Here is a 20,914-nt window from a genome sequence, read left to right as displayed (position 1 = left end):
CATACTGGCCAGAACAATACCATAAAGGCATTTGTCTTAACTCCTTAACTCCCCCTAACTCCTTAACTACTAAATAAATATCTCCTAAAGATATCATTCAATAAACCTCACCTTGGCCTCATTTCTCGGCTTAGCCTCGGGAGCCTCGTCGGGATAGCCGAAGGCTATGCAGTAGAGCAGCTCGTAGCCCTTGCTGAACTCAAGTTTCTTGAGATATTCGGCAGCCTCGGGCGTGCGCATGAAGCGGGCCGGACCGCCAAGACAGCACGAGCCTATGCCCATCGACTGGGCTGCCAAAATCATGTTGCCGCCAAGCAGTCCACAGTCTATCTGCGAGCAGTCATACGACGGGTCGTTGGCTATGAACACCACGGTGGGCGCATTGCGGAACATATTCTTGAACGACGCGTCAGCCGCTGCCTCCGGATTATACTTCTTGTAGATAGCCGTAATGCCGTCGATAAACTCAGGATTGTCAACCACGCGCACCTCCCACGACTGCTTGTTCATGCCGTTGGGCGCGTTGATGCCACACTTCAGTATCATCTTCATCGTGTCGCGGTTAACCGGCTGCGGCTTATACTTGCGTATGCTGCGGCGCTCCATTATCGTTGATATCACGGCCTCAGAGCGGTTTGCGACAGTGTCGGCTGCTGCAGCGGCAGCATCGCTTTTGGGTGAATTGGCACTGCAGCCAAAGGCCGCACAGGCAAAGGCTATGCCCAGAAAAAGATTTAAAGGTTTCATAATCATTCGGTTTTAAATGTTTGTCGTTAATTTAAAATTATCGGCAACACAGACTGCACGCAATCTGCACAACCACTGACAAAACTAACGAAATATTTTAATAATACATGCCAACGCCTGTGTTTTTTCATGTTTTATAACATGCGGCGGCATGCCCAAACAGCTACAAAACTATGTTTTAAAGACTTTAATAACAACAACTTGCGCAATTGTGCCGGATTTTTTAGTAACTTTGTGGCCTGAAATCGAAGCAACATCCTATAAATGAAAAAAATACTCATAACGGGCGCAAGCGGATTCATAGGCAGCTTCATTGTCGAGGAGGCGCTGAAAAGAGGATTCGAGACATGGGCAGCCGTAAGAAAAAGCAGCTCAAGGAAGTATCTAAACGACAGCAGAATACATTTTATAGAGCTCGACCTGGGCAACCTGGACAAGCTGGAGAAGCAGCTGAGCGGACAGCAGTTTGACTATGTTGTGCATGCGGCAGGCGTAACCAAATGCCTGCACAGCAGCGACTTCTTCAAGGTGAACACCGAAGGCACGGCCAACCTGGCGCTGGCGCTGCGCAGACAGAACACGGGGCTGAGGCGCTTTGTCTATCTGAGCAGTCTGAGCGTGATGGGTCCGGCGCGCGAGCAGGAGCCTCACACCGAGATAACGGCAGCCGACGAGGCACGCCCCGACACGGCCTACGGCAAGAGCAAGCTGGAGAGCGAGCAAAGGCTCGAGGCTATAAAGGGATTTCCATTTATAGTGCTGCGCCCCACGGGCGTCTACGGCCCGCGCGAGAAAGACTACTTCATGATGGCGCAGAGCATAAGCAGGCATGTTGACTTCGCCGTAGGCTACAGACCTCAGCATCTTACGTTCATATATGTCATGGACGTGGTGCAGGCCGTATTCCTTGCCCTCGACCACGGCACCGTAGGTTCAAGATACTTCATAAGCGACGGCCGCGTATACTCGTCGCGCACGTTCAGCGACCTCATAAGCAACGAGCTGGGCAATCCCTGGCTGCTGCGCATAAAGGCGCCGCTGTGGCTGCTGCGCATAATATCCTTTGCCGGCGAATGGACAGCCCGCATTACGGGCAAGATATCGGCACTGAACAACGACAAGTATAACATAATGAAACAGCGCAACTGGATGTGCGACATCAAGCCGGCCGAGAACGAGCTCGGCTACAAGCCGCAATATGACCTGAAGCGCGGCGTGGCGGCAACAATAAAATGGTATAAAGACAACGGATGGCTGTAAAGGAAATTATAAGGATAATTGGATAGATGAGAATAATGGGACTAATGAGAAAAATGAGATTAATGAGACTGATGAGAGAAATGGGGCGCATGGCTCACATAAGTCCTATAAGTCTCATCAGCCCCACATCCCCAATCTCTCCCGTTCTCTCCCATCCCCTCTTCCACCACTAACAATCTCTTAAAATGATAAAATTCATCAAGCAGCTTTTCACAATAGAGAAGCAACCCAAGAAGGGGCTGTTTGCCCTCGAGTGGGTGGTGCTGGCATATCTCGTGCTCACACTGCTCATAGTGTTCTTCACATACACCAAGGCGGCCAACCCCGACGCCATGATATGGGGGCGCATACGCATTGCCGTCATCACGGTGGCGCTGTGGGGCGTCTACCGCATGCTGCCGTGCCGGCTTACACGACTGGCACGCGTGGTGGTGCAGATGGCGCTGCTGGGCTGGTGGTATCCCGACACCTACGAGATCAACCGCATGCTGCCCAACCTCGACCACGTGTTTGCCCAATGGGAGCAGGACATGTTCGGCTGCCAGCCGGCCCTGCTGTTCTGCAAGGCCATGCCGTGGCCCGTGGTGAGCGAGCTTATGGACATGGGCTACGCCTCCTACTATCCGATGATAGCGCTCGTGGTGCTCTATTACTTCGCCTTCCGCTACCACGAGTTCGAGCGTGCATCGTTCGTAGTGCTCACAGCCTTCTTCATCTATTATGTGGTGTTCGTTCTCGTGCCCGTAACAGGCCCTACGTTCTACTACAAGGCTGCCGGACTGACCAATATAGCCAACGGCGTGTTCCCCAACGTTCACGACTATTTCAACTATTATCAGGACTGTCTGCCCAGTCCCGGATACAAGGACGGCATATTCTATCACTTTGTTGAAGACGCCAAGGCGGCCGGCGAAAGGCCCACGGCAGCCTTCCCGAGCAGCCATGTGGGCATAAGCACCGTGCTGATGCTGCTTACATGGCACAGCGGCAACCGCCGCCTGCTCTATGTGCTGCTGCCCTTCTACGTCCTGCTGTGCCTCGCCACGGTCTACATACAGGCCCATTATGCCATAGACGCACTGGCCGGACTGGTGAGCGGCGCGCTGCTCTACGTGGCGCTCATGGCTGTTTCAAGAAAGATGGTGACAAGACAATAAGACAGTCAGGGCAGGCATACCGCAGTAAAAGCGATATGTCTGCCCTGTTTTTTTAACTGCCGGAAAACTTCTTTAACTAACATAACTTCGGCAACTTGCATAAAATAACTATTTTTGCAACCGTGACAAGACTTAGAATATTCATAACGGCTCTGATGGCACTGATGCTTGCGGCCACGGCTACGGCACAAGACAAGAAAGGCGACAATCCCGAGGACAACGAGGTTGACATGGACAACCCTACGTTTGTGCCTATGGTGAAGGTGGGCAAAGTGCTCATTGACGGCGACAGCATACAGTATGTTGAGCTAAACAACGTGTATGTATACCCGCAGCCGGTGTTCAAGAATGCCAAGCAGCGCGCCGCCTACAACCGTCTGGTGTATAACGTAAAGAAGGTGCTGCCCATAGCCAAAGAGGTTAACAGGGTTATCATCGAGACTTACGAATATCTGCAGACGCTGCCCAACAAGAAGGCGCGCGACGAGCACATGAAGCGCGTAGAGGAAGACATCAAGAAGAGATACACGCCAAGAATGAAAAAGCTGTCGTACTCGCAGGGCAAGCTGCTCATAAAGCTCGTCTATCGCGAGTGCAACTCATCGGCCTACGACCTTATACGCTCGTTCATCAGCCCCATAAGGGCAGGCTTCTATCAGGCCTTCGCCTGGGCTTTCGGCGCCAGTCTGACAAAGAAATATGACCCCGAAAAAACCGACCGACTCACAGAACGTGTTGTGCTGATGGTTGAGTCGGGACAGCTGTAATTAAGAATGCGACTAATGGGAAAAATGAGACTTATAAAATTAATTGGAAGAACGGGAGCTATGGGACTTATGAGATTAATATGACTCATGGCTTTTATAAGTCCCATCTCTCCCATTATCCTCATCCCCACAATAAAATAGGCACAGCCGCATGGCCGTGCCTATTTTATTATTATATTACTGTCTTATGGTTTCTCTGAATAAAGCACCTGAATAACAGTCTGGCCTACAGCCTGAAGAGTGTTCTTGTCGATATATTCCATCGTGTCGTTAATCGTGTGCCATGTAGGACCGAAGCTGCTCTGCTGGCAGTCAGGATAATATGGAACGATGTCTATCGTAGGAATCTTTGCCACATCATTCACAGGCACATGGTCGTCGGTAACCATCACGCCGTCTGTCGACGGGAAATAGCTGCCAAAGCCCACTGCCTCTGCCGCAGCCCAAACCTTGTCGACAATACCCTGGGCATACTGCTTTGACAATCCTTCCTGAGAGAACTTCGAGCCTTGGCCTCCTACCATGTCGAGCAGGATGCCGAAACGTGCCTCATATCCCGGCTTATGCGGATTGGCAGCCCAATGCTGCGCACCCAAAGCCCACGAGTCGCCATTGTCGGGAACTGTGCTCCAGCGCGGCACGCCACGGTCTTCAGCGTCAAAGCACACAAAGTCGATGCCAAGATTAAGCTTCGTCGTATCGCTTGCCAGCAGACGTGCAATCTCGAGCATCACAGCAACACCGCTGGCACCGTCGTTGGCACCCATCACAGGCTTGCGCCAGTTGGCCGAATCCGGGTCGTTGTCGGCCCACGGACGGCTGTCCCAATGGGCACATAACAGGATGCGGGTGGTAAGCTCCGGACGGTAGCTCGCCACGATGTTGGTACATTTGAGCGGAGTGCCGTCGAAACCGGTGAGCGTAACGTTCTGCGGTATCACCGTAAGGCCATACTGACGGAACTTGCCAATAATCCACTCGCCGCACTTGTCGTGCGCCTCGCTGTTCATCGTGCGCGGTCCGAAATCACACTGAGCCTTGCAGTAAGCATAGGCCGAATCGGCATTAAACGAAGGACCAACCGGCTGCTGCGCAGCCATATCGGCATCAGAAGCCGCCTTCTTGTTGCCTCCGCAAGACGCCATGGCGATAATTAACGCCAGCATCAACATTTTGGTTATTATTCTCATGTTCGTATCACCTCGCCGCCGGACAAGCCGTGGCGAAAAGTATTTTAGATGATTATTACTTATAAAGACAAATTCAGCTGCAAGCCTGTCACAGACCTGTCAGTTACAGATTATTCTGCACCTGAGCCATGACCCTGAGCCAGTTGCCGCCCCATATGCGGGCGATGTCGCGCTCGCTGTACCTGCGGCGCAGAAGATGCAGGGTGAAGTTGATAAGCTCTGACGAGTCTGCCAGGCCTCTTATGCCTCCGTCGCCGTCGAAGTCGGTGCCCAGTCCTACGTGCTCTATGCCCATAATGCTGATGGCATGCTCAAGATGAGCTATGGCATCCATGACCGTGGCCTCCTGGCTGTCGTTGCGCAGAAAGCCGTGATAGAGCGTTATGTGGGCCACTCCGCCATGCTTGGCAAGAGCCCTGAGCTGGTCGTCGGTAAGGTTGCGCGGCACGTCGCACAGCGCCTTGCAGTTGCTGTGGCTGCACACGATGGGCTTGCTGCTTATGCTAAGCGCGTCGTAGAAGCTCTTTTCGCCGGCATGACTGAGGTCTACCATTATGCCGCAGCGGTTCATCTCCTTAATGACCTGCTCGCCGAAGCGGCTCACTCCGCCATGAGTGTTGCAGCCGCGGGCACTGTCGCAGATGTCGTTGTCGCCGTTGTGACAGAGCGTGATGTAGACAACGCCGCGCCTTGCGAAATATCTTACGTTGGATATGTCGTGGTTAAGCGCCAGTCCGTTCTCTATGCCGAGCATTATGGAGCGGCGCCCCTTGCGCTTGTCTTCATACAGGTCGGAAGGCGTGCGCGCTATGCTCAAGTAGCGGTTGTTGGCGTTTACTATCTCCTCTATCTTGTCGAAGATAAGGTCGGCATACTGAAGCGGCCCGTCAACCTTAAATGCCACCTTCGACGAGAAGGTCTCGCCGAGCTTGGGCTGTGGCAGATATGCCGCCATGATGACAGCGTCCTGATGTCCTTCGGCCATCTTGTGCATGTCGACGAGAATGCGCGGGTCGCGCTGGTCGAAGTGTATGCCCTGCGGAAAGAACATAGGCGTGTCGCAATGGGTGTCGAGCGTAAGCATGCGGCGGTGAAGGTCTTTGGCCGTATAGAAGTCGCGTGCACGGTCTACAAGCCATCTGAACAGCACCTGTCCGCTCTCGCCGAGCCACTCGGGATGCCACTGCACGCCGATAAACGGCTTGAACTCGCTGCTCTCTATGGCCTCGATCACGCCGTCGGGTGCCTTTGCGCTGACGCTGAAGCGCCTGCCTGAAGCCCTTACGGCCTGATGGTGTATGGAGTTGACGGCAAGCGTCTCCGTCTTATACAACGAATAGAGCACCGACTCGCGGCTTATCCTCACCGTATGGGTGGGCTCGCTCCGGTCGGCGTCCTGGCTGTGCTTTATCAGGCTGTGGCCTGCTGCCGCGGCAGCGCGGCCTGCCCCGTGTGCGGCGGCAAAGCTCTCGGCTATGTCCTGGTCAACCTCGCCGTCGAGGGCCGTAACGAGCGTCTGTATGCCACGGCATATTCCGAGCATAGGTATCTGGCGGTTGTATGCCAGCCTTACGGTCAGCAGCTCGGCCTTGTCGCGCATGTGGTTGATGCCGTGCAGGCGCGGCGAAGGCTCCTCACCGGCCCACAGCGGATTGATGTCGCCGCCTCCGGTGAGCACCAGTCCGTCTATCTTGTCGAGCGTGTTGATTATCACGTCCTTGTCGGCAACGGGCGGAATTATCACCGGCGTGCCTCCGGCTCTCACCACGGACATGTAATACTGCTCGCACAGACGCGCGTCGCCGTCGGCAAAATTGCCTGTGAGGCCAATCACCGGCTGGCGAGTGGCCTCAGGATAACGGGCGTATATGTCGTCGAGACTGCTCTGAATATCAAACGATTTCATTGCTCCAGCCTCACACTATCTGCTTTCTCCCTGCGGAACGGGCACTTCTCTCTTGATGCTCTGCTCTAAAGAAATAAGGGTTTCGGTTGCAACTACGCCGGGGATGCCCTGCATCTGGTTGTTAAGCAGGTCCATGAGCTGTTCGTTGTCGCGTGCGTAGAGCTTTACGAGCATGGTGTAAGGACCAGTGGTGAAGTGGCACTCAACGATTTCGGGTATGTGGTCAAGGCGCTCAACTACCGACTTATACATGTTTCCGCGCTCAAGCGTTATGCCCACGTATGTGCATGTTGTGTAGCCAAGACTTTTGGGATTTACGTCGAATCCGCTGCCTGTGATGACGCCACCCTCGATAAGATGCTGTACACGCTGATGTATGGCTGCGCGCGATACGCCGCACTCTGCTGCTACATCCTTAAACGGAATTCTGGCATTCTTTGACAGAATGCTCAAAATCTTTTTATCAAGACTATCAATCTTTTCCATTTTATAATGTTATTAGTTTTATTTTTTAAGTTATATTCTCTTTTGGTTTCCAGTATGTTTGATGCGAGCAAATTTACATATTAAAAATGAGTTATACAACATTTTGACATAAAAAATAGCGCATTTTATGCAGAATGAAATAAAAAAAGGGAGACCTTGGCCGGTCTCCCATGCTTTTTTATGACAAATGAACACTATTTCTTTGTCTTGGCTGTTTTCTTTGCGGCAGTCTTCGCTGCTGTCTTCTTGCTGTCAGCACCCTTTGCGGCAGCCTCGGCCTCGGGCTTCTTAGCCTTCTCTACCGAAACCATCTCGACGGTGAATATCAGCGTGCTGTAAGGATTGATGGCTCCTGCCTTGCGGTCGCCGTAGGCCAGATTCTGCGGTATGTACAGTTCCCACTTGCTGCCAACGGGCATCATTGTGAGGGCCTCTGTCCATCCCTTGATAACCTGGTTGGGGCGGAACTTGGCTGTTTCGCCGGGACGCTTGTAGCTGCTGTCGAACACAGTGCCGTCTATCAGCCGTCCTTCATACTTCACGGTTACTTCGTCGTCTACAGAAGGAATCTCTCCGTTGCCCTTTACGAGCACCTTATACTGAAGTCCGCTGGGAAGCGCAACCACGCCTTCCTTGGTCTTGTTGGCAGCCAGGAAGTCTTCGCCGGCCTTGCGTGTGGCCTCGTTGCGCGCATCGACAGCCTGCTTGAAGGCCTTGTCGAAATAGTCTTTTGCAGCAGAGTCTGTCATCAGCGTGTAGTCTTTCTTCAGCGCGCTGACAAATCCCTTGTTGAAGAGTGCCTCGCTGATAGAGTCGCTCTGGCCCTTGAACTCGTCCTTCAGGAAGGGCAGCATGCGCTGGCTTACCATCAGGGCTATCTGCTCTCCGGCAAAGTATGCCTTTGTCTTTTCGTCGATGCCCCTTGCCACGGCGTCTTCATATCCCTTGATGAAGTCGGCCATGTAGGCTGTGTCAACGCCGAAGCCCTGCTTCAGGTAGGGCACAAGGCCGTCGGTGCGCACCATGCCGGCTGAATAGCTGAGCGAGTCAGACTTGGTTATCAGACTAATCTTTGCAGGCTCCTCTACGGCCTTCTTGTCTTTCTTCTTCTTTGCGGCAGCGTCTGCCGTATTGAAAGAAGCACTCACCAGAATGGCGAGTGCTGCTAAAATTATTTTCTTCATTTAATTATTTGTTACCTAAACTGATAAGTTCTATTTTGAAGATAAGCACAGAGAAAGGCTTGATGTCTTTCTGCTCACGGTCGCCATAAGCGAGGTTCTGAGGTATTACAACCTCCCAAACGCTTCCGGCAGGCATGTGTGTCAGGGCTGTGGTCCATCCCGGGATTACCTGGTTGGCGCGCAGCGTTACAGGCTCCTTACGCTCGTAAGAGCTGTCGAACACCTTGCCGTCGATTGTCTTTCCTTCGTAGTGAACTTTTACGGTAGATGTATCTGTAGGCATCTCGCCCTTGCCTTCCTTGATAACTCTGTAGAGCACGCCGCCCTCGAGCTTCTTCACTCCGGCCTTCTTGGCATAGTCAGCAAGATATTTCTCGCCAGCCTTCTTGTTGGCGCCATACTGCTCCTCAATGGCCTTGCTTCTGATGGCCTGCATCTTGAGCTGAGCCACGCGCTGAGCCTGCTCAACGGTCATGAGTCCGTTCTTGCCGGTTGTACCGCTGATGAAGCCTGCCATGAAGTTCTTCAGAGATATAGTCTTTGTTGAGTCGCTGCCGAAGAGTTCGTGGTTGATGCCCTTAACCATCTGGTTAGATATCTGCTGACCGATCTGTATACCTGCGTAGTAAGCGGCCTTCTTCTTGTCGTCGCCTGCGTTGGCTCCTTCGTTAAGTCCCTTGAAGAACTCGTCCATGTATGCTGTGTCTACTCCGAGTCCTCTTACCAGATAGTCCTTCAGACCTTGTGTCTGTGCCATACCTATGGCATAGCTCACTGTGTCGACATCGTTTTTCAGGTCTGCCTTAGGTGTTGAATTGCCGCAAGAAACCAATGATGCGGCTGCTACAGCCCAAACGGCTGCGAATGTAAGCTTTTTCATCTTTGTTTTTATTCGTTATTGTTTTATTTATTCTTTACTTTAACGGCTCCTGCCGCCATGCCGGGCTGCCCGCTTAGAGCACCTCGAGCAGCTCAACGTCGAATATCAGCGCTGCGTATGGAGGTATTGAAGCTCCTGCACCGCCCTCGCCGTAGCCGAGGATGTAGGGTATGAAGAAGCGGTACTTGGCGCCTTCCTGCATCAGCTGCAAGCCTTCTGTCCATCCTGCTATAACCTGGTTGAGGGGGAACACTGCCGGCTCGCCGCGCTGTATGCTGCTGTCGAACACTGTGCCGTCGATGAGGAATCCCTCATAGTGGCACTTCACCTGGTCGGTAGCCTTCGGCTTCTTGCCGTTGCCTTCCTTCAGCACCATATATTGCAGTCCGCTGGGAAGCGTAACCACGCCTTCTTTCTTGGCGTTCTCGGCCAGATATTTCTCGCCTTCAGCCTTGGCAACCTTTCCTTTCTCGGCGCGCTCGGCGTTGAGTTTCTCTTCCTGCTTGCGGAAGTAATCCTGTACTATTGTTTGCGCTTCACGGTTAGATACCTTGAGCTCGTTGCCCGCGATAACGTCCTTGATCGCCGCAGCGAAATCATCAATATTCAGCTCTGACGCACCCATCTGTGCCAGCTGGCGGCCGATGCCCAATCCTAAAGCGTAACTTACTTTATCCATTTTCTTTGTCTATTTGTTTATGATTACTACCTTAATAAAATCGTGCAAAGGTAGCATTTTTATCTGATTACGGAATTATTATTGAAGAAAAATCACTAATTTTGTGCATTGTTAATAGTCTTTTGGCCGGGCGGCGGCGCGCTGATATGCCAACTGCAGGCGCCAGCCGCATCAAGCCGCACCAAGAACGGCGGCTAGTCGGCCCGGGAAAGGACTGCCGGATAACCTTTTAACTATAGAAAAGTGATGAAGAAAATTGTTGTTCTTACTGGTGCCGGAATGTCGGTTGAGAGCGGGCTGAGCACGTTCAGGGACGCCGACGGACTGTGGGAGAACTATCCCGTGGCGCGCGTGGCCACACATGAGGCGTGGGAGACCGACCCCGTGTATGTAAATAACTTCTACAACATGCTGCGCAAGAAGCTGCAGGCTGCCAGGCCAAACGAGGGACACAGGCTTGTGGCGGCGCTCGAAGAGAAGTATGACGTAACGGTGGTTACGCAGAACGTGGACAACCTGCACGAGGAGGCAGGCAGCTCGAAGGTGATACATCTGCACGGCGAGCTGATGAAGGTGTGCTCGAGCCGCGACGTAGACAACCCCCACTTCATCAAGACGCTCACGCCCGACTGCCTTGAGGTGAAGCCCGGCGAGAAGGCCGGCGACGGCTCGCTGCTGCGCCCCTACATAGTGTTCTTCGGCGAGGCGGTGCCCAACATCGAGAAGGCGGCCGAAGAGGCCATGGGCGCCGACATATTCGTAATCATAGGCACGTCGCTCAACGTCTATCCGGCGGCAGGCCTCGTGCAGTATGTAAGGCCCGGCGTGCCCGTATATCTCATCGACCCCAAGCCAGTGATGGCTGCCGGACGCCACGACGTGAAGCAGATAACGGCAGGAGCATCTGAAGGCATGCGCCAGCTGTCGGACATACTCATGAAATGATGCCTGAGACAAGGCGCCGTGTCTGTCAAGGGCAATCATATCGGCAGATGTAACGCGTTGTATTACAGACAGTTACATACACCCGTGCAAAACATGGCTTTTTAGGCTCTAAAAGGCCACGTTTTAGCGTGCAAAAGGCCACCTTTCGCAGTGTGAAAGGTGGCCTTTTGCACTTCTGCCCCGCAACGGCTGGCGGCAGAAGTGCCCGAAACCATGCGGAACTATTGCAAACAAAAACTAAACAAAAAGCATTTTTTGCTATGTTGTTGTCATATTTTAATTAAATTTGCAGCTGCAAACATCAGCGGACCTTGGCGCCGCCTGCACCTCACGCGCTCACAGGGCGCATGGCCGGGGCCGGCGCCGGGCTGAATCGTATATGAAAATTAACAACTACAAAAGTCTTATGAACATTTCAAAACTAACGCTGTGCGCACTCATGCTGCTCGCCGTTGGCACGGCCGCAAAGGCACAGATGTCAGCCCACGACTACAACAGTCCGGTGGGCTGGGGCACTGTCGGCGGCACCATAACGGGCGGAAACGACGAGGGCGCCATCAAGGTGACCACCATGAGCGAGCTGAAAACGGCGCTCGTAGGCACCTACAAGCACACTATCTACATTGAGGGAGAGATTGACATAACAGGCCTTGTAAGCATGGAGAACGTGCAGAACAAGACCATCTACGGACTGCCGGGCTCGGCCCTGGTAAACAGCATCCACTCTACCGACGTCAAGAAGAGCGGCATACTGTCGTTCAAGAACAGCAAGAACATAATAATACGCAACGTAACGTTCAAGAGTGCTGGCGCCTTCGACATCGACGGCAACGACAACCTTAACCTTACAAACTGCAGCTACGTGTGGGTTGACCACTGCGACTTTCAGGACGGAGTGGACGGCAACTTCGACTGCAACAACGGCTCCGACCATATCAGCATATCATGGTGCCGCTTCCGCTATCTGAAAGAGCCCTGGGAGGGAGGTTCAGGCGGCTCGGACGACCACCGCTACAGCAACCTCTGGGGCGGAAGCGACAGCGAGACCGAGAGCGAGGGCAAGCTGCGCACCACATTCTACAGCTGCTGGTGGGACGAGGGATGCCGCGAGCGCATGCCTCGCATACGCTTCGGACAGGTGCATCTGCTCAACTGCCTCTACTCGTCGTCGCTCACCAACTACTGCATCGGAACAGGCTACAAGTGCAACGCATACGTTGAAAAGTGCGTGTTCGACGACGTTAAGAACCCATGGAAGAACTACGCCACAAGCGGAGAATACACCGACTACAACATAACGCTGACCGGAAACATCGGCGCCGAGGACGAACAGAAGCGCTCGGGCAGCATAGAATACTTCATACCTTCTGACCACTATCAGCTCGAAGGCTACGACGCAAGCCTCGTGAAAGACGAGGTGAAAGCATACGCCGGAGCCACTCTCAACGTTGAATACGGCCAGGGCGTAACCACAGCAATAGCCAACCCGGGCGCAGCCGCAGCCGAGACGCTGTCGGTAACCTACTTCTCGCCGTCGGGCATGCAGCTGTCGCAGCCGCAGAAGGGCCTCAACATCGTAGTCAGAAAGATGGCCGACGGCACCGTGGCAACGTCTAAAGTGATGATAAAATAAACCTTAAAAAACAATAAAGCACAATGGAAAACGAAATTAAAGACAACATTAAGTTGCCCGAAAACGCCTTCACCGAGTTGAAGGAGGGCGAAGAATACCAGCCCGTGATGAGCCCCGACAAGGCTTATCCCGAAGTCAACGGCTGGTCGGTTACATGGGGTGTGCTCATGGCCATACTCTTCTCGGCCGCTGCCGCATACCTTGGCCTGCGCGTAGGCCAGGTGTTCGAGGCCGCCATACCTATAGCCATCATTGCCGTGGGCGTGTCTACGGCAGCCAAGCGCCGCAACCCCCTGGGCGAGAACGTCATCATACAGAGCATCGGAGCGTGCTCAGGAGCCGTGGTGGCAGGTGCCATATTCACCCTGCCCGCCCTCTACATCCTCAAGGACAAGTATCCTGAGATGAGCGCCTCGTTCATCAACATCCTGCTCAGCTCGCTGCTGGGAGGCATCCTGGGCATACTGTTCCTCATACCGTTCCGCAAATACTTCGTTAAGGACATGCACGGCAAGTATCCCTTCCCCGAGGCAACGGCCACCACACAGGTGCTCGTCAGCGGAGCCAAGGGCGGCAAGCAGGCCAAGCCGCTGCTGCTCGCCGGACTGGTGGGCGGTCTCTACGACTTCATCGTGGCAACGTTCGGATGGTGGAACGAGAACTTCACCACACGCGTGTTCGGCTGGGGCGAGATGCTCGCCGACAAGGCCAAGCTCGTGTTTAAGGTAAACACCGGAGCCGCCCTGCTGGGTCTCGGCTACATCGTGGGCCTCAAGTATGCCTTCATCATCTGCCTCGGCTCGCTGGCAGTGTGGTGGCTCATCGTGCCCGCCATGGCGCTGATGTTCCCCGACACGGTGCTCAACCAGTGGGATCCGTCAATAAGCACAGCCGTAGGAGCCATGGCGCCTGAAGACATCTTCAACGCTTACGGCAAGTATATCGGCATCGGCGGCATAGCCATGGCCGGCATCATAGGCATCATCAAGTCGTGGGGCATCATCAAGCAGGCCGTAGGTCTTGCCGCAAAGGAGATGAAGGGCAACAAGACTGCTGCCGAGAAACTGCCCCGCACACAGCGCGACATCCCCTTCAAGATTATCGCCATAGGCTCGATAGCCACGATAATAATCACCTTCATATTCTTCTGGGCCGGCGTAATGGAGGGCAACCTGCTCTTCGCCGTTGTGGGCATACTGCTCGTTGCCGTAATAGCCTTCCTCTTCACCACAGTGGCTGCCAACGCCATTGCCATCGTAGGATCTAACCCTGTGTCGGGCATGACGCTCATGACGCTCATCCTTGCCTCTGTGGTTATGGTGGCAGTAGGCCTTAAAGGCACGGGCGGCATGGTGGCTGCACTCATCATGGGCGGCGTGGTATGTACCGCTCTGTCAGTTGCAGGCTCGTTCATCACCGACCTTAAGATAGGCTACTGGCTCGGCTCTACGCCGCGCAAGCAGGAGACATGGAAGTTCCTCGGCACTCTGGTTTCGGCTGCCACAGTGGGTGGAGTGATGATTCTGCTCGACAAGACCTACGGATTTGCCAGCGGACAGCTTGCCGCTCCTCAGGCCAACGCAATGGCGGCTGTCATCGATCCGCTCATGAACGGCATCGACGCACCGTGGGTTCTCTATGCCATCGGAGCCGTCATAGCCATCGTGCTGACATGGCTCAAGGTGCCTGCACTGGCCTTCGCCCTCGGTATGTTTATCCCAATACAGCTCAACATACCGCTGCTTATCGGCGGAGCCATCAACTGGTATGTTACAACACGCTCTAAGAACGAGGAAGTAAACAGAGAGCGCGGCGAGAAGGGAACGCTCATTGCCAGCGGATTCATTGCCGGAGGAGCGCTCATGGGCGTTGTAAGTGCACTGCTGCGCTTTGCCGAAGTTGACGTGCTCAACACCGAATGGCTGGCCAACCCGCTGTCTGAGATATGCTCGCTCGTAGCTTATGCCCTGCTCATCGTTTATCTGATAAAGAGCACAAAGAAGGCTTAAAGCCTGGCTGAAGCACGACTTAGAGAAATAAAATAAGGCCTGCAACAGGGCCATGACATATAGATCCGGACTTATGCGACATCGTAAAGATGCATAAGTCCGGATTTTTTGTTGTCTGCCGCAACGTCATCCGGCGCACAGACTGCCACAGGCATAAGGCCGTATGCAGCGCGGCCTCAACCCGTAAGGCTGTCTGAATGAAAAGGAAATGAAGATAACGGCAAATTAAAGGGACGGATAACGATGACACGCAGAACAGAGAAGGCTGAACGGAAGACGGATTAAGACAAGGTGGAAGGTGGATTAAGACAGAATGGAATACAGATTAAGGCAGAATAAAATACGGATTAAGGCAAAATAAAACGAACTTAAAAGACAGGCAGGAACAATAAAAAAGCAGGACGGCGGCTGCCGTCCTGCTCTGTATTTGTCATTGCTTGAACTCTCTGTAAGGATGATTCAGGTCGAGATAATGGAAGTTGTGCTGGCGCTGGGCGCTGTGTTTTGGTATGGTCATGTAGTCGCCATACTTGTTAGACAGATATGTGTCATAGTCGCTAACGCCCATCACCTTGGTATCTTCAAAGGTGTATGGCACCGGCGTTCCCAGTATCTTCTTGTCCATTGCGCCCTTTGAGCCGTCGTCATAGTCGGCCACAAGGCGACACTTGTCGTAGCTGTAGCGGTGGAGCAGGCGGCTTATGCGCTGCTGAACTCCTGCAAGCGTATACATGCGGCGGCACAGCAGGGGCACCCACGAGCTTGGTCCGTGGCCGTGCTTGTAGGGGTCGCGGAAGAGCAGATAGAGCACTCGCTTGTAATATTCGTAGCGTGCGAAGTGGAGCTTGCGCGCCACTGCGCCCTCGGGCACTCCGTCGATGGGGAACACGTCGAGATAAATGCCGCCCAGATACTTAAGGTGCATGCGCTCTATGAGCGTGGTGTCGGCATCCTGAATCTTGGCAAACGGCAGCGGATAGACGCCGTCGTTCTCGGCGCAGACCATCTCATAGGGCTTAGGCAGCCACTCTGCAGCATGCTCAATGAGGCGGTCGTAGTCAGGGCGCGGCATGGCAATGTCGAGGTCGTCGTCCCAAGGAATAAAGCCCTTGTGCCTCACCGCCCCTATCATTGTGCCTGCCCAGATATAGTAGCGCAGGTTGTGCTCGCGGCAGACGTTGTCTACAGCCTTTAGCGTTTCGAGTATTCTGAGCTGCAGCTCACGTATGTTGTATTCAGCCATAACAGCTTTTTGTTTTATGTATGATGATTGTCGGCCTTCTGACGGCATGTGTCAGAACAGTTCACGGGGTATCAGTTGTGAAGCCTGATTAAAGTCTTCAACGGTGTCGAGCTCTATAGAGAAGAGGTCGGAGGTGTCCACCACGCTGAACTTATGGCCCTGCGGGATGAGCCGCTCGAAGGCTCTCTCATAGAATATGTCCACAAGATGCTCGCCCTCAATCATGCGGTCGAGCTCGCTGAACAGTGCCTCTGAATAGTCGGCGCATATCTTCTCTATGCCGATAGACTCGCCTATGGCCTTGTCTATGCTGCATGTCTTGCTTATCTCGCTCACCTTTCCGTCTTCGTCGGTTATCACCTTAATCTCCTCTTCGCCCAGCTTGTGGCTGTTGAGCGCAAGGGTTGTGTCGGGCGCTGCAAGCACACGCTCCACTATGCGGCCGTCGAAGAGGATGTCGCTGTCGAGCAGCATAAACTCGCGTCCGGCAACATAGGGCTTTGTGAGCCACAGAGAATATATGTTGTTGGTGGTCTTGAAGTCGGCGTTCTCAATGAAGTGGAAGTCGATGTCGGGATAGTTGCCCTCGAGAAACAGGCGTATCATGCCTCCGCGATAGCCCGTAACCACCACTATCTGCCTTATTCCGGCAGCCACAAGGCTGTCTACCGTGCGCTGCAGTATGCACTTGCTGCCCACGCGCAGCAGGCACTTCGGGCGGTCGTCTGTGAGCGGACGCAGCCGCGACGCCATTCCGGCGGCTAATATTACGGCTATCATCGCTTTGCAACTTTTAGTATTATGTCAGCCACCATGCGGTTCTGCTCCCTGCGTCCGAGGGTTATTCGCATGTGCGAGTTGATGTCAGGCTCGTCCATAAACTTCACCTTATAGCTCTGTCCGGCAAATTCCTGCTGCAGGGCGGCCTTCAGTTCGATAGGATATTTAATGAGGATGAAGTTTGCCATCGACTTATACACCTTGAATCCGGGCAGAGAGCCTATCTCGTCGGTGTACATGCGGCGCGCCTCGTCCATCACGCGGGCTATCTCGCGGTAGTGGGCGTCCGACTTAAGGGCGGCAATGCCAATCTCCTCCGACAGGCGGTCGTATCCCAGATACTTGTTGGCATAGCGGCTGAAGCGCTCCATCGTCTCGCCCTTGCCTATGAACCCGAAGCCAAGGCGCAGGCCCGGCAGTCCGTAGAACTTAGACAGCGTGCGGCAGAATATTATGTTGGGATATTTTGCTATGAGGTTTCTTATGTAAGATATGTCTTCGGTTACATACGAAGCATAGGCCTCGTCGACGAGCACAACGGTAGTGGCAGGCACCATGCCCACCAGCTGTTCAAGCTCATCGGGCGTGAGTCCGTTGCCCGTAGGATTGTTGGGCGACGCCACGAGCAGTATCTTCGGGTTCTCCTCAGCTATCATGCGGCGCAGCCCGTCGAAGTCGTATGCAAACGAGTCTTCGGTCTCATACACAGGATATTGCAGCGTGCGGCCGTCAACCTCGTCGGCTATCGACTTGTAATACCACCACGAAAACTTGGGTATCAGCATGGTCTTGTTGCCGTCGCTGCCCGTAAGGAAGTAGTGAACGGCCATCTTCAGCAGGTCCTCTGCGCCGTAGCCCAGCACAATCTGCTTCTCGTCGATGCTGTATTGTTCTGAAAGGAATACCGAGAATATGCTCTTCTTCCCCTGATCATAGATACGTGTGTAAAAACAGAGCTTGTTAAGATCAAAATTCTTAATTGCGTCCTTTACCTCTTGAGAAGGCTCGAAATTAAATTCGTTCCTGTCAAGATAATTTAATTCTGTTTTCATATATATTTATATTTGATTGCAAAGGTAAATATATTTTATATAAAATTCTAATTTTAGCGCTAATTATTTGTCTTTCAGGAGTGTTTTATGGCGGTCGGTCTGAATTATAGACCATATCATCGGTTATAACGGCACAAACAGCCGACAGGCAGGCACGGCGGAGCGGCATGCGAGGAGTCGTTTTGCGAAAGCATACCTTTCGCCTTGCAAAAGGTATGCTTTCGGCACGTAAAAGGCCGTCTTTTAGCGTGTAAAAGACGTCCTTTTGCAATGCGTTGAATGTCAGTATGTTACGAAGGCGGACGCAAAATGCCAATTCAGCACATTATATACAGGGCCAGACAGCCGTTAACCGGCCTTTATTTTGCTCCTCAACACGGATTGCAGCCTGCACCATTAACGATAACGGCAAAGTAAATCCCCAATCTGTCATTATACCGCATATCGCTTCATCTACTTTTTGCATTCATGCCTTCAGCAGTCTTTTTATTTTCTATTGGCATAATCCTGACGCCCGGTTTGTGGTAATCAAAGCTGTCTGAATTTATAAGCAGAAACTCCGCCTCTTACTTCCAATGACGGAAGAAGAGACGGAGCCTCACAATTCAGGTAATTATATGTCACATCTGTTGGCACATTACTTCACGATAACCTTGCGTGTCGTGCCGTCGCTCATCCTCAATATGTTTATTCCCTTCTGAGGAGCCGAGAGCTTGCGGCCGTCGAGCGAGTAGCGCGCCACTTCGCTGACACCTGCATCAGCCTTAGCACTATCCATGCCTGTGGTGACATGGCTGTCGCCGGTCTGCAAGTTTACAACAACAGTCTCTGACGGCTGCGATGTCGTGCTCTTGCCTTCAAGTTCAAAGTGCGACGTTACATAATATCCGTAAGTATCAAAGCCGTAGCCGTCAAGGCCGGTAAACATATAGGAAGTTGTTTCAGAGTCAGTGTCCACAGCCGCTATAGGCGTAATCACGACGTCGCCCTTATTGACAGCCTGGGTGAAGCGAATCTCGTCAAGCATGAATGCTCCATAGTTAGAGGTGAACATCACAATCTGCGCAAACTCTGACGTTACAGGCAGTGAATACAGTCCGTTGATATATCCGGTGCCCTCTTCTGACTGCTCAAACGGCACGAAATACGACTTTCCGTCCACTCTTAATATAAGCTGGTCGCCCAATCCGCCATACGCCTTGACATACACTCTGATTTCATCATCGTTGCCTACATATATCTCGGGCGTCACTATTTCTGTGAGTATATACGAAGAGCTTTCGCATCCGAGCATACCTTGGGCGATGGTGTTGCCCACACCTGTCCATCCCGGCAATGCGGTGTACTGGTCAAGTCGGCTGCTGTCATCGTTGCCGAGTATTTCAGGCGAGCGCCAGTCGGTGGCCGATGTAACTTCGTCATTAATCTTATCGAATGTCTCCTCAAGCAGTATGAAGTCGGCATCATCCTCCTCCACTTTCGTCACGCCAAACATCTCAACCGTATATCCGGTGGCCTTCGGGGCAAGATTCCAGTTTGCCGTGAAGCTTCCGTTCGAGTCTATGTTGCTTGCCGGCAGCACTTCAGGCGAGCATACGCCGAATGCGTGATAGATCAACTTGTCTGAGAAGGTGAACACATAATGTCCGCGCACAGAGTAGTAATATTCTGTCTCAGGGTCAAGTCCGGTGAACGTGTAGCTCGTGCCGTCGGTATAGTCGTAGTAAGTGTCGTTGCTTTCATCACCCCAGTCTGACAATGTCTCCGTCAATAAAATATGAGGCATAAATATAGGCCACAGTCTTCCAGCCACTTTCGGTAAGACCATCCACATAGACAGTTGCCATCGACATATATGGGTCGTCGTAATGTGTAACAAACTTCATATAGAAGTCCATCGTCTTGTAGGTTGCACCATTTTCGGGCGTTGTCAGCGTGTCGCGGTCATACATTACCATGGCCTTCGAGCCATCCATGCCCTTGTCGGGTGATATTTCAGAAGATGTAACGCCCCATCCTTCCTGCGGTGCGGTGTAGTTTTCAAAATCTTCAGAGAAGGCTCCGTCCGTGTCAGAAGTATAAGTCATCTTATACAGGTCGACGTAATATTCAAACGCCTTGCGCAAAGGTTGCCACTCAATAGTGAACCTGTCGGCCTGGAAGTCGGTTACGCCTACAACCTTAGGTGCGGCAAGGAACGTCGGCGCCGACGTCACTTTAACGTCGTCAATGAGCACTGCGCCTTCGGTGAAGAAGCAGATATAGCCGTCGCTGTCGCCCGAATAGTTGTTGAAGTGGAGCTCTATCTCCGTCCATCCCTGATTTTCGTAGAGGCGCGTGGTATAATATCCGCTGCCGTCTTCCAGGTCGGTATCGGCCAGCTGACTCGAAGTGTAACCGCCTCTGCACACCTGCACGCCTATGGTTGAACCTCTGGAGAGGCCCCATATTTCCTCACCTGTCTCAGGATCTTCGTTGTACACAATCCAGCACGGCATGGCCTTGACCTTGAAAGTCAGTGTTATCTCGCCCGAATAGTCGCCAAGCGGAGTCATCAGGGCCGCGTAAATCATGGGGTTGTAAGTCTTAAGATACAATGCGCCGCCGGCAGCATAGACCGACTCTCCTGCCCACGTGCCGTCTTTAGTCATTGAGGGGTCGATGAATATGCCCGGCTCGTAATATGATGAAGCCAAGAACTTGGTGGTGTCGGGAGTTTCCATCGAGCCTCCGGTAACCTTCGAGAAGTCTTCATCGATAAGGATATCGCGCTGAGCGGCACTGGCATTGTTAGGCCGTATCTTCAGCGGTGCCGGCGTAACATCAGAGTTTACATCAGTTATCACTACCTGCTTTTTAGCTTTCTGAACCTGAACAACGCGTTTCGGGCCTGCGGCCTGAACGGTTATGCATACCGCAGCGACGAGCGTCATGGCCGCGGCTTTAATGATGTGCATTGTAAAGTTATTCATAACAAGTGTGTTTTTTAGGTTAGA

At 52.9% G+C, this 20,914-nt stretch carries 18 protein-coding genes; 6 read left to right on the top strand and 12 right to left on the bottom strand.

All coding sequences use genetic code 11. The features are described from left to right. Nucleotides 1–93: 93 nt before the first annotated feature. The gene (locus EJL04_RS12990) at nt 94–747 is read right to left on the bottom strand and encodes a nitroreductase family protein (RefSeq protein WP_125105201.1); all 654 of its coding nucleotides are present in this window, start codon (nt 745–747) and stop codon (nt 94–96) included. Between the two features lie 264 nt (nt 748–1,011). Here EJL04_RS12990 and EJL04_RS12985 point away from each other — a divergent pair, with 264 nt between their 5' ends. The 3 genes from EJL04_RS12985 to EJL04_RS12975 all read left to right on the top strand — a co-directional run bounded on the left by EJL04_RS12985 (nt 1,012) and on the right by EJL04_RS12975 (nt 3,931). Then, nucleotides 1,012–2,007, top strand: coding sequence for an NAD-dependent epimerase/dehydratase family protein (locus EJL04_RS12985; RefSeq protein ID WP_125105200.1), 996 nt, complete (start codon nt 1,012–1,014; stop codon nt 2,005–2,007). A gap of 185 nt (nt 2,008–2,192) precedes the next feature. After that, nucleotides 2,193–3,164, top strand: a complete 972-nt coding sequence (locus EJL04_RS12980) for a phosphatase PAP2 family protein (protein ID WP_053397545.1) — start codon at nt 2,193–2,195, stop codon at nt 3,162–3,164. A gap of 155 nt (nt 3,165–3,319) precedes the next feature. Continuing rightward, complete coding sequence (locus EJL04_RS12975) at nt 3,320–3,931, top strand: DUF4294 domain-containing protein (protein ID WP_053397664.1); 612 nt, start codon at nt 3,320–3,322, stop codon at nt 3,929–3,931. A gap of 185 nt (nt 3,932–4,116) precedes the next feature. On the opposite strand, the gene EJL04_RS12970 is transcribed toward EJL04_RS12975, so the two are convergent. The 6 genes from EJL04_RS12970 to EJL04_RS12945 all read right to left on the bottom strand — a co-directional run bounded on the left by EJL04_RS12970 (nt 4,117) and on the right by EJL04_RS12945 (nt 10,256). Further along, on the bottom strand, nt 4,117–5,076 hold the full coding sequence (locus tag EJL04_RS12970) for a M28 family peptidase (RefSeq protein ID WP_241210016.1): 960 nt from the start codon (nt 5,074–5,076) through the stop codon (nt 4,117–4,119). Between the two features lie 148 nt (nt 5,077–5,224). Further along, on the bottom strand, nt 5,225–7,027 hold the full coding sequence (locus EJL04_RS12965) for a membrane dipeptidase (RefSeq protein WP_125105198.1): 1,803 nt from the start codon (nt 7,025–7,027) through the stop codon (nt 5,225–5,227). A 15-nt stretch (nt 7,028–7,042) separates the two neighbouring features. Further along, the gene (locus tag EJL04_RS12960) at nt 7,043–7,513 is read right to left on the bottom strand and encodes an Lrp/AsnC family transcriptional regulator (protein ID WP_021854474.1); all 471 of its coding nucleotides are present in this window, start codon (nt 7,511–7,513) and stop codon (nt 7,043–7,045) included. A gap of 194 nt (nt 7,514–7,707) precedes the next feature. Beyond that, nucleotides 7,708–8,697 carry a BamJ family beta-barrel-assembly machinery protein gene (locus EJL04_RS16740; protein WP_125105197.1) on the bottom strand — a complete coding sequence of 330 codons (990 nt, stop codon included), beginning with the start codon at nt 8,695–8,697 and terminating at the stop codon, nt 7,708–7,710. 4 nt (nt 8,698–8,701) lie between these two features. Further along, nucleotides 8,702–9,577, bottom strand: a complete 876-nt coding sequence (locus EJL04_RS12950) for a BamJ family beta-barrel-assembly machinery protein (protein WP_021854476.1) — start codon at nt 9,575–9,577, stop codon at nt 8,702–8,704. A 73-nt stretch (nt 9,578–9,650) separates the two neighbouring features. Next, the gene (locus tag EJL04_RS12945) at nt 9,651–10,256 is read right to left on the bottom strand and encodes a BamJ family beta-barrel-assembly machinery protein (protein WP_021854477.1); all 606 of its coding nucleotides are present in this window, start codon (nt 10,254–10,256) and stop codon (nt 9,651–9,653) included. 246 nt (nt 10,257–10,502) lie between these two features. On the opposite strand from EJL04_RS12945, the gene EJL04_RS12940 reads away from it, so the two are divergent. The 3 genes from EJL04_RS12940 (at nt 10,503) to EJL04_RS12930 (ending at nt 14,843) form a co-directional block, all read left to right on the top strand. Next, nucleotides 10,503–11,201: an SIR2 family NAD-dependent protein deacylase gene (locus EJL04_RS12940; protein ID WP_125105196.1), complete on the top strand. Its 699-nt coding sequence runs from the start codon at nt 10,503–10,505 to the stop codon at nt 11,199–11,201. A gap of 406 nt (nt 11,202–11,607) precedes the next feature. Next, nucleotides 11,608–12,834, top strand: coding sequence for a pectate lyase family protein (locus EJL04_RS12935; RefSeq protein ID WP_164511771.1), 1,227 nt, complete (start codon nt 11,608–11,610; stop codon nt 12,832–12,834). A 23-nt stretch (nt 12,835–12,857) separates the two neighbouring features. Continuing rightward, nucleotides 12,858–14,843, top strand: a complete 1,986-nt coding sequence (locus EJL04_RS12930) for an OPT family oligopeptide transporter (protein ID WP_053397551.1) — start codon at nt 12,858–12,860, stop codon at nt 14,841–14,843. A 430-nt stretch (nt 14,844–15,273) separates the two neighbouring features. Here EJL04_RS12930 and EJL04_RS12925 read toward each other — a convergent pair whose 3' ends face one another. From EJL04_RS12925 to EJL04_RS12905, 5 genes are all read right to left on the bottom strand, one after another. Next, complete coding sequence (locus EJL04_RS12925; RefSeq protein ID WP_053397552.1) at nt 15,274–16,086, bottom strand: LicD family protein; 813 nt, start codon at nt 16,084–16,086, stop codon at nt 15,274–15,276. 51 nt (nt 16,087–16,137) lie between these two features. After that, a complete protein-coding gene (locus EJL04_RS12920) occupies nt 16,138–16,866 on the bottom strand; it encodes a phosphocholine cytidylyltransferase family protein (RefSeq protein ID WP_053397553.1) in 729 nt (242 codons plus the stop codon). Continuing rightward, nucleotides 16,863–17,918: a pyridoxal phosphate-dependent aminotransferase gene (locus tag EJL04_RS12915; protein WP_053397554.1), complete on the bottom strand. Its 1,056-nt coding sequence runs from the start codon at nt 17,916–17,918 to the stop codon at nt 16,863–16,865. The genes EJL04_RS12920 and EJL04_RS12915 overlap by 4 nt, the downstream gene beginning before the upstream one ends. 637 nt (nt 17,919–18,555) lie before the next feature. Beyond that, a complete protein-coding gene (locus EJL04_RS16515) occupies nt 18,556–19,704 on the bottom strand; it encodes a hypothetical protein (RefSeq protein WP_206429382.1) in 1,149 nt (382 codons plus the stop codon). Further along, nucleotides 19,661–20,890, bottom strand: coding sequence for a hypothetical protein (locus tag EJL04_RS12905; RefSeq protein WP_125105194.1), 1,230 nt, complete (start codon nt 20,888–20,890; stop codon nt 19,661–19,663). The genes EJL04_RS16515 and EJL04_RS12905 overlap by 44 nt, the downstream gene beginning before the upstream one ends. Between the last annotated feature and the right edge of the window lie 24 nt (nt 20,891–20,914).

The sequence above is a fragment of the Prevotella marseillensis genome (genome assembly GCF_900625065.1).
GTDB lineage: Bacteria > Bacteroidota > Bacteroidia > Bacteroidales > Bacteroidaceae > Prevotella > Prevotella rara.
Note: the sequence above shows the minus strand (reverse complement) of the source record. Positions and strands in the feature narration are given on the sequence as shown.

Excerpts from the sequence above, each read along its gene's own strand:
- EJL04_RS12950 (WP_021854476.1), bottom strand. The coding sequence starts at position 9,577 with ATGAAAAAGCTTACATTCGCAGCCGTTTGGGCTGTAGCAGCCGCATCA.
- EJL04_RS12965 (WP_125105198.1), bottom strand. The coding sequence starts at position 7,027 with ATGAAATCGTTTGATATTCAGAGCAGTCTCGACGACATATACGCCCGT.
- EJL04_RS12990 (WP_125105201.1), bottom strand. The coding sequence starts at position 747 with ATGAAACCTTTAAATCTTTTTCTGGGCATAGCCTTTGCCTGTGCGGCC.
- EJL04_RS16740 (WP_125105197.1), bottom strand. The coding sequence starts at position 8,697 with ATGAAGAAAATAATTTTAGCAGCACTCGCCATTCTGGTGAGTGCTTCT.
- EJL04_RS16515 (WP_206429382.1), bottom strand. The coding sequence starts at position 19,704 with ATGCCTCATATTTTATTGACGGAGACATTGTCAGACTGGGGTGATGAA.
- EJL04_RS12980 (WP_053397545.1), top strand. The coding sequence starts at position 2,193 with ATGATAAAATTCATCAAGCAGCTTTTCACAATAGAGAAGCAACCCAAG.
- EJL04_RS12905 (WP_125105194.1), bottom strand. The coding sequence starts at position 20,890 with ATGAATAACTTTACAATGCACATCATTAAAGCCGCGGCCATGACGCTC.
- EJL04_RS12945 (WP_021854477.1), bottom strand. The coding sequence starts at position 10,256 with ATGGATAAAGTAAGTTACGCTTTAGGATTGGGCATCGGCCGCCAGCTG.
- EJL04_RS12920 (WP_053397553.1), bottom strand. The coding sequence starts at position 16,866 with ATGATAGCCGTAATATTAGCCGCCGGAATGGCGTCGCGGCTGCGTCCG.
- EJL04_RS12915 (WP_053397554.1), bottom strand. The coding sequence starts at position 17,918 with ATGAAAACAGAATTAAATTATCTTGACAGGAACGAATTTAATTTCGAG.
- EJL04_RS12960 (WP_021854474.1), bottom strand. The coding sequence starts at position 7,513 with ATGGAAAAGATTGATAGTCTTGATAAAAAGATTTTGAGCATTCTGTCA.
- EJL04_RS12935 (WP_164511771.1), top strand. The coding sequence starts at position 11,608 with ATGAACATTTCAAAACTAACGCTGTGCGCACTCATGCTGCTCGCCGTT.
- EJL04_RS12975 (WP_053397664.1), top strand. The coding sequence starts at position 3,320 with ATGGCACTGATGCTTGCGGCCACGGCTACGGCACAAGACAAGAAAGGC.
- EJL04_RS12985 (WP_125105200.1), top strand. The coding sequence starts at position 1,012 with ATGAAAAAAATACTCATAACGGGCGCAAGCGGATTCATAGGCAGCTTC.
- EJL04_RS12940 (WP_125105196.1), top strand. The coding sequence starts at position 10,503 with ATGAAGAAAATTGTTGTTCTTACTGGTGCCGGAATGTCGGTTGAGAGC.
- EJL04_RS12970 (WP_241210016.1), bottom strand. The coding sequence starts at position 5,076 with ATGGCGTCTTGCGGAGGCAACAAGAAGGCGGCTTCTGATGCCGATATG.
- EJL04_RS12925 (WP_053397552.1), bottom strand. The coding sequence starts at position 16,086 with ATGGCTGAATACAACATACGTGAGCTGCAGCTCAGAATACTCGAAACG.
- EJL04_RS12930 (WP_053397551.1), top strand. The coding sequence starts at position 12,858 with ATGGAAAACGAAATTAAAGACAACATTAAGTTGCCCGAAAACGCCTTC.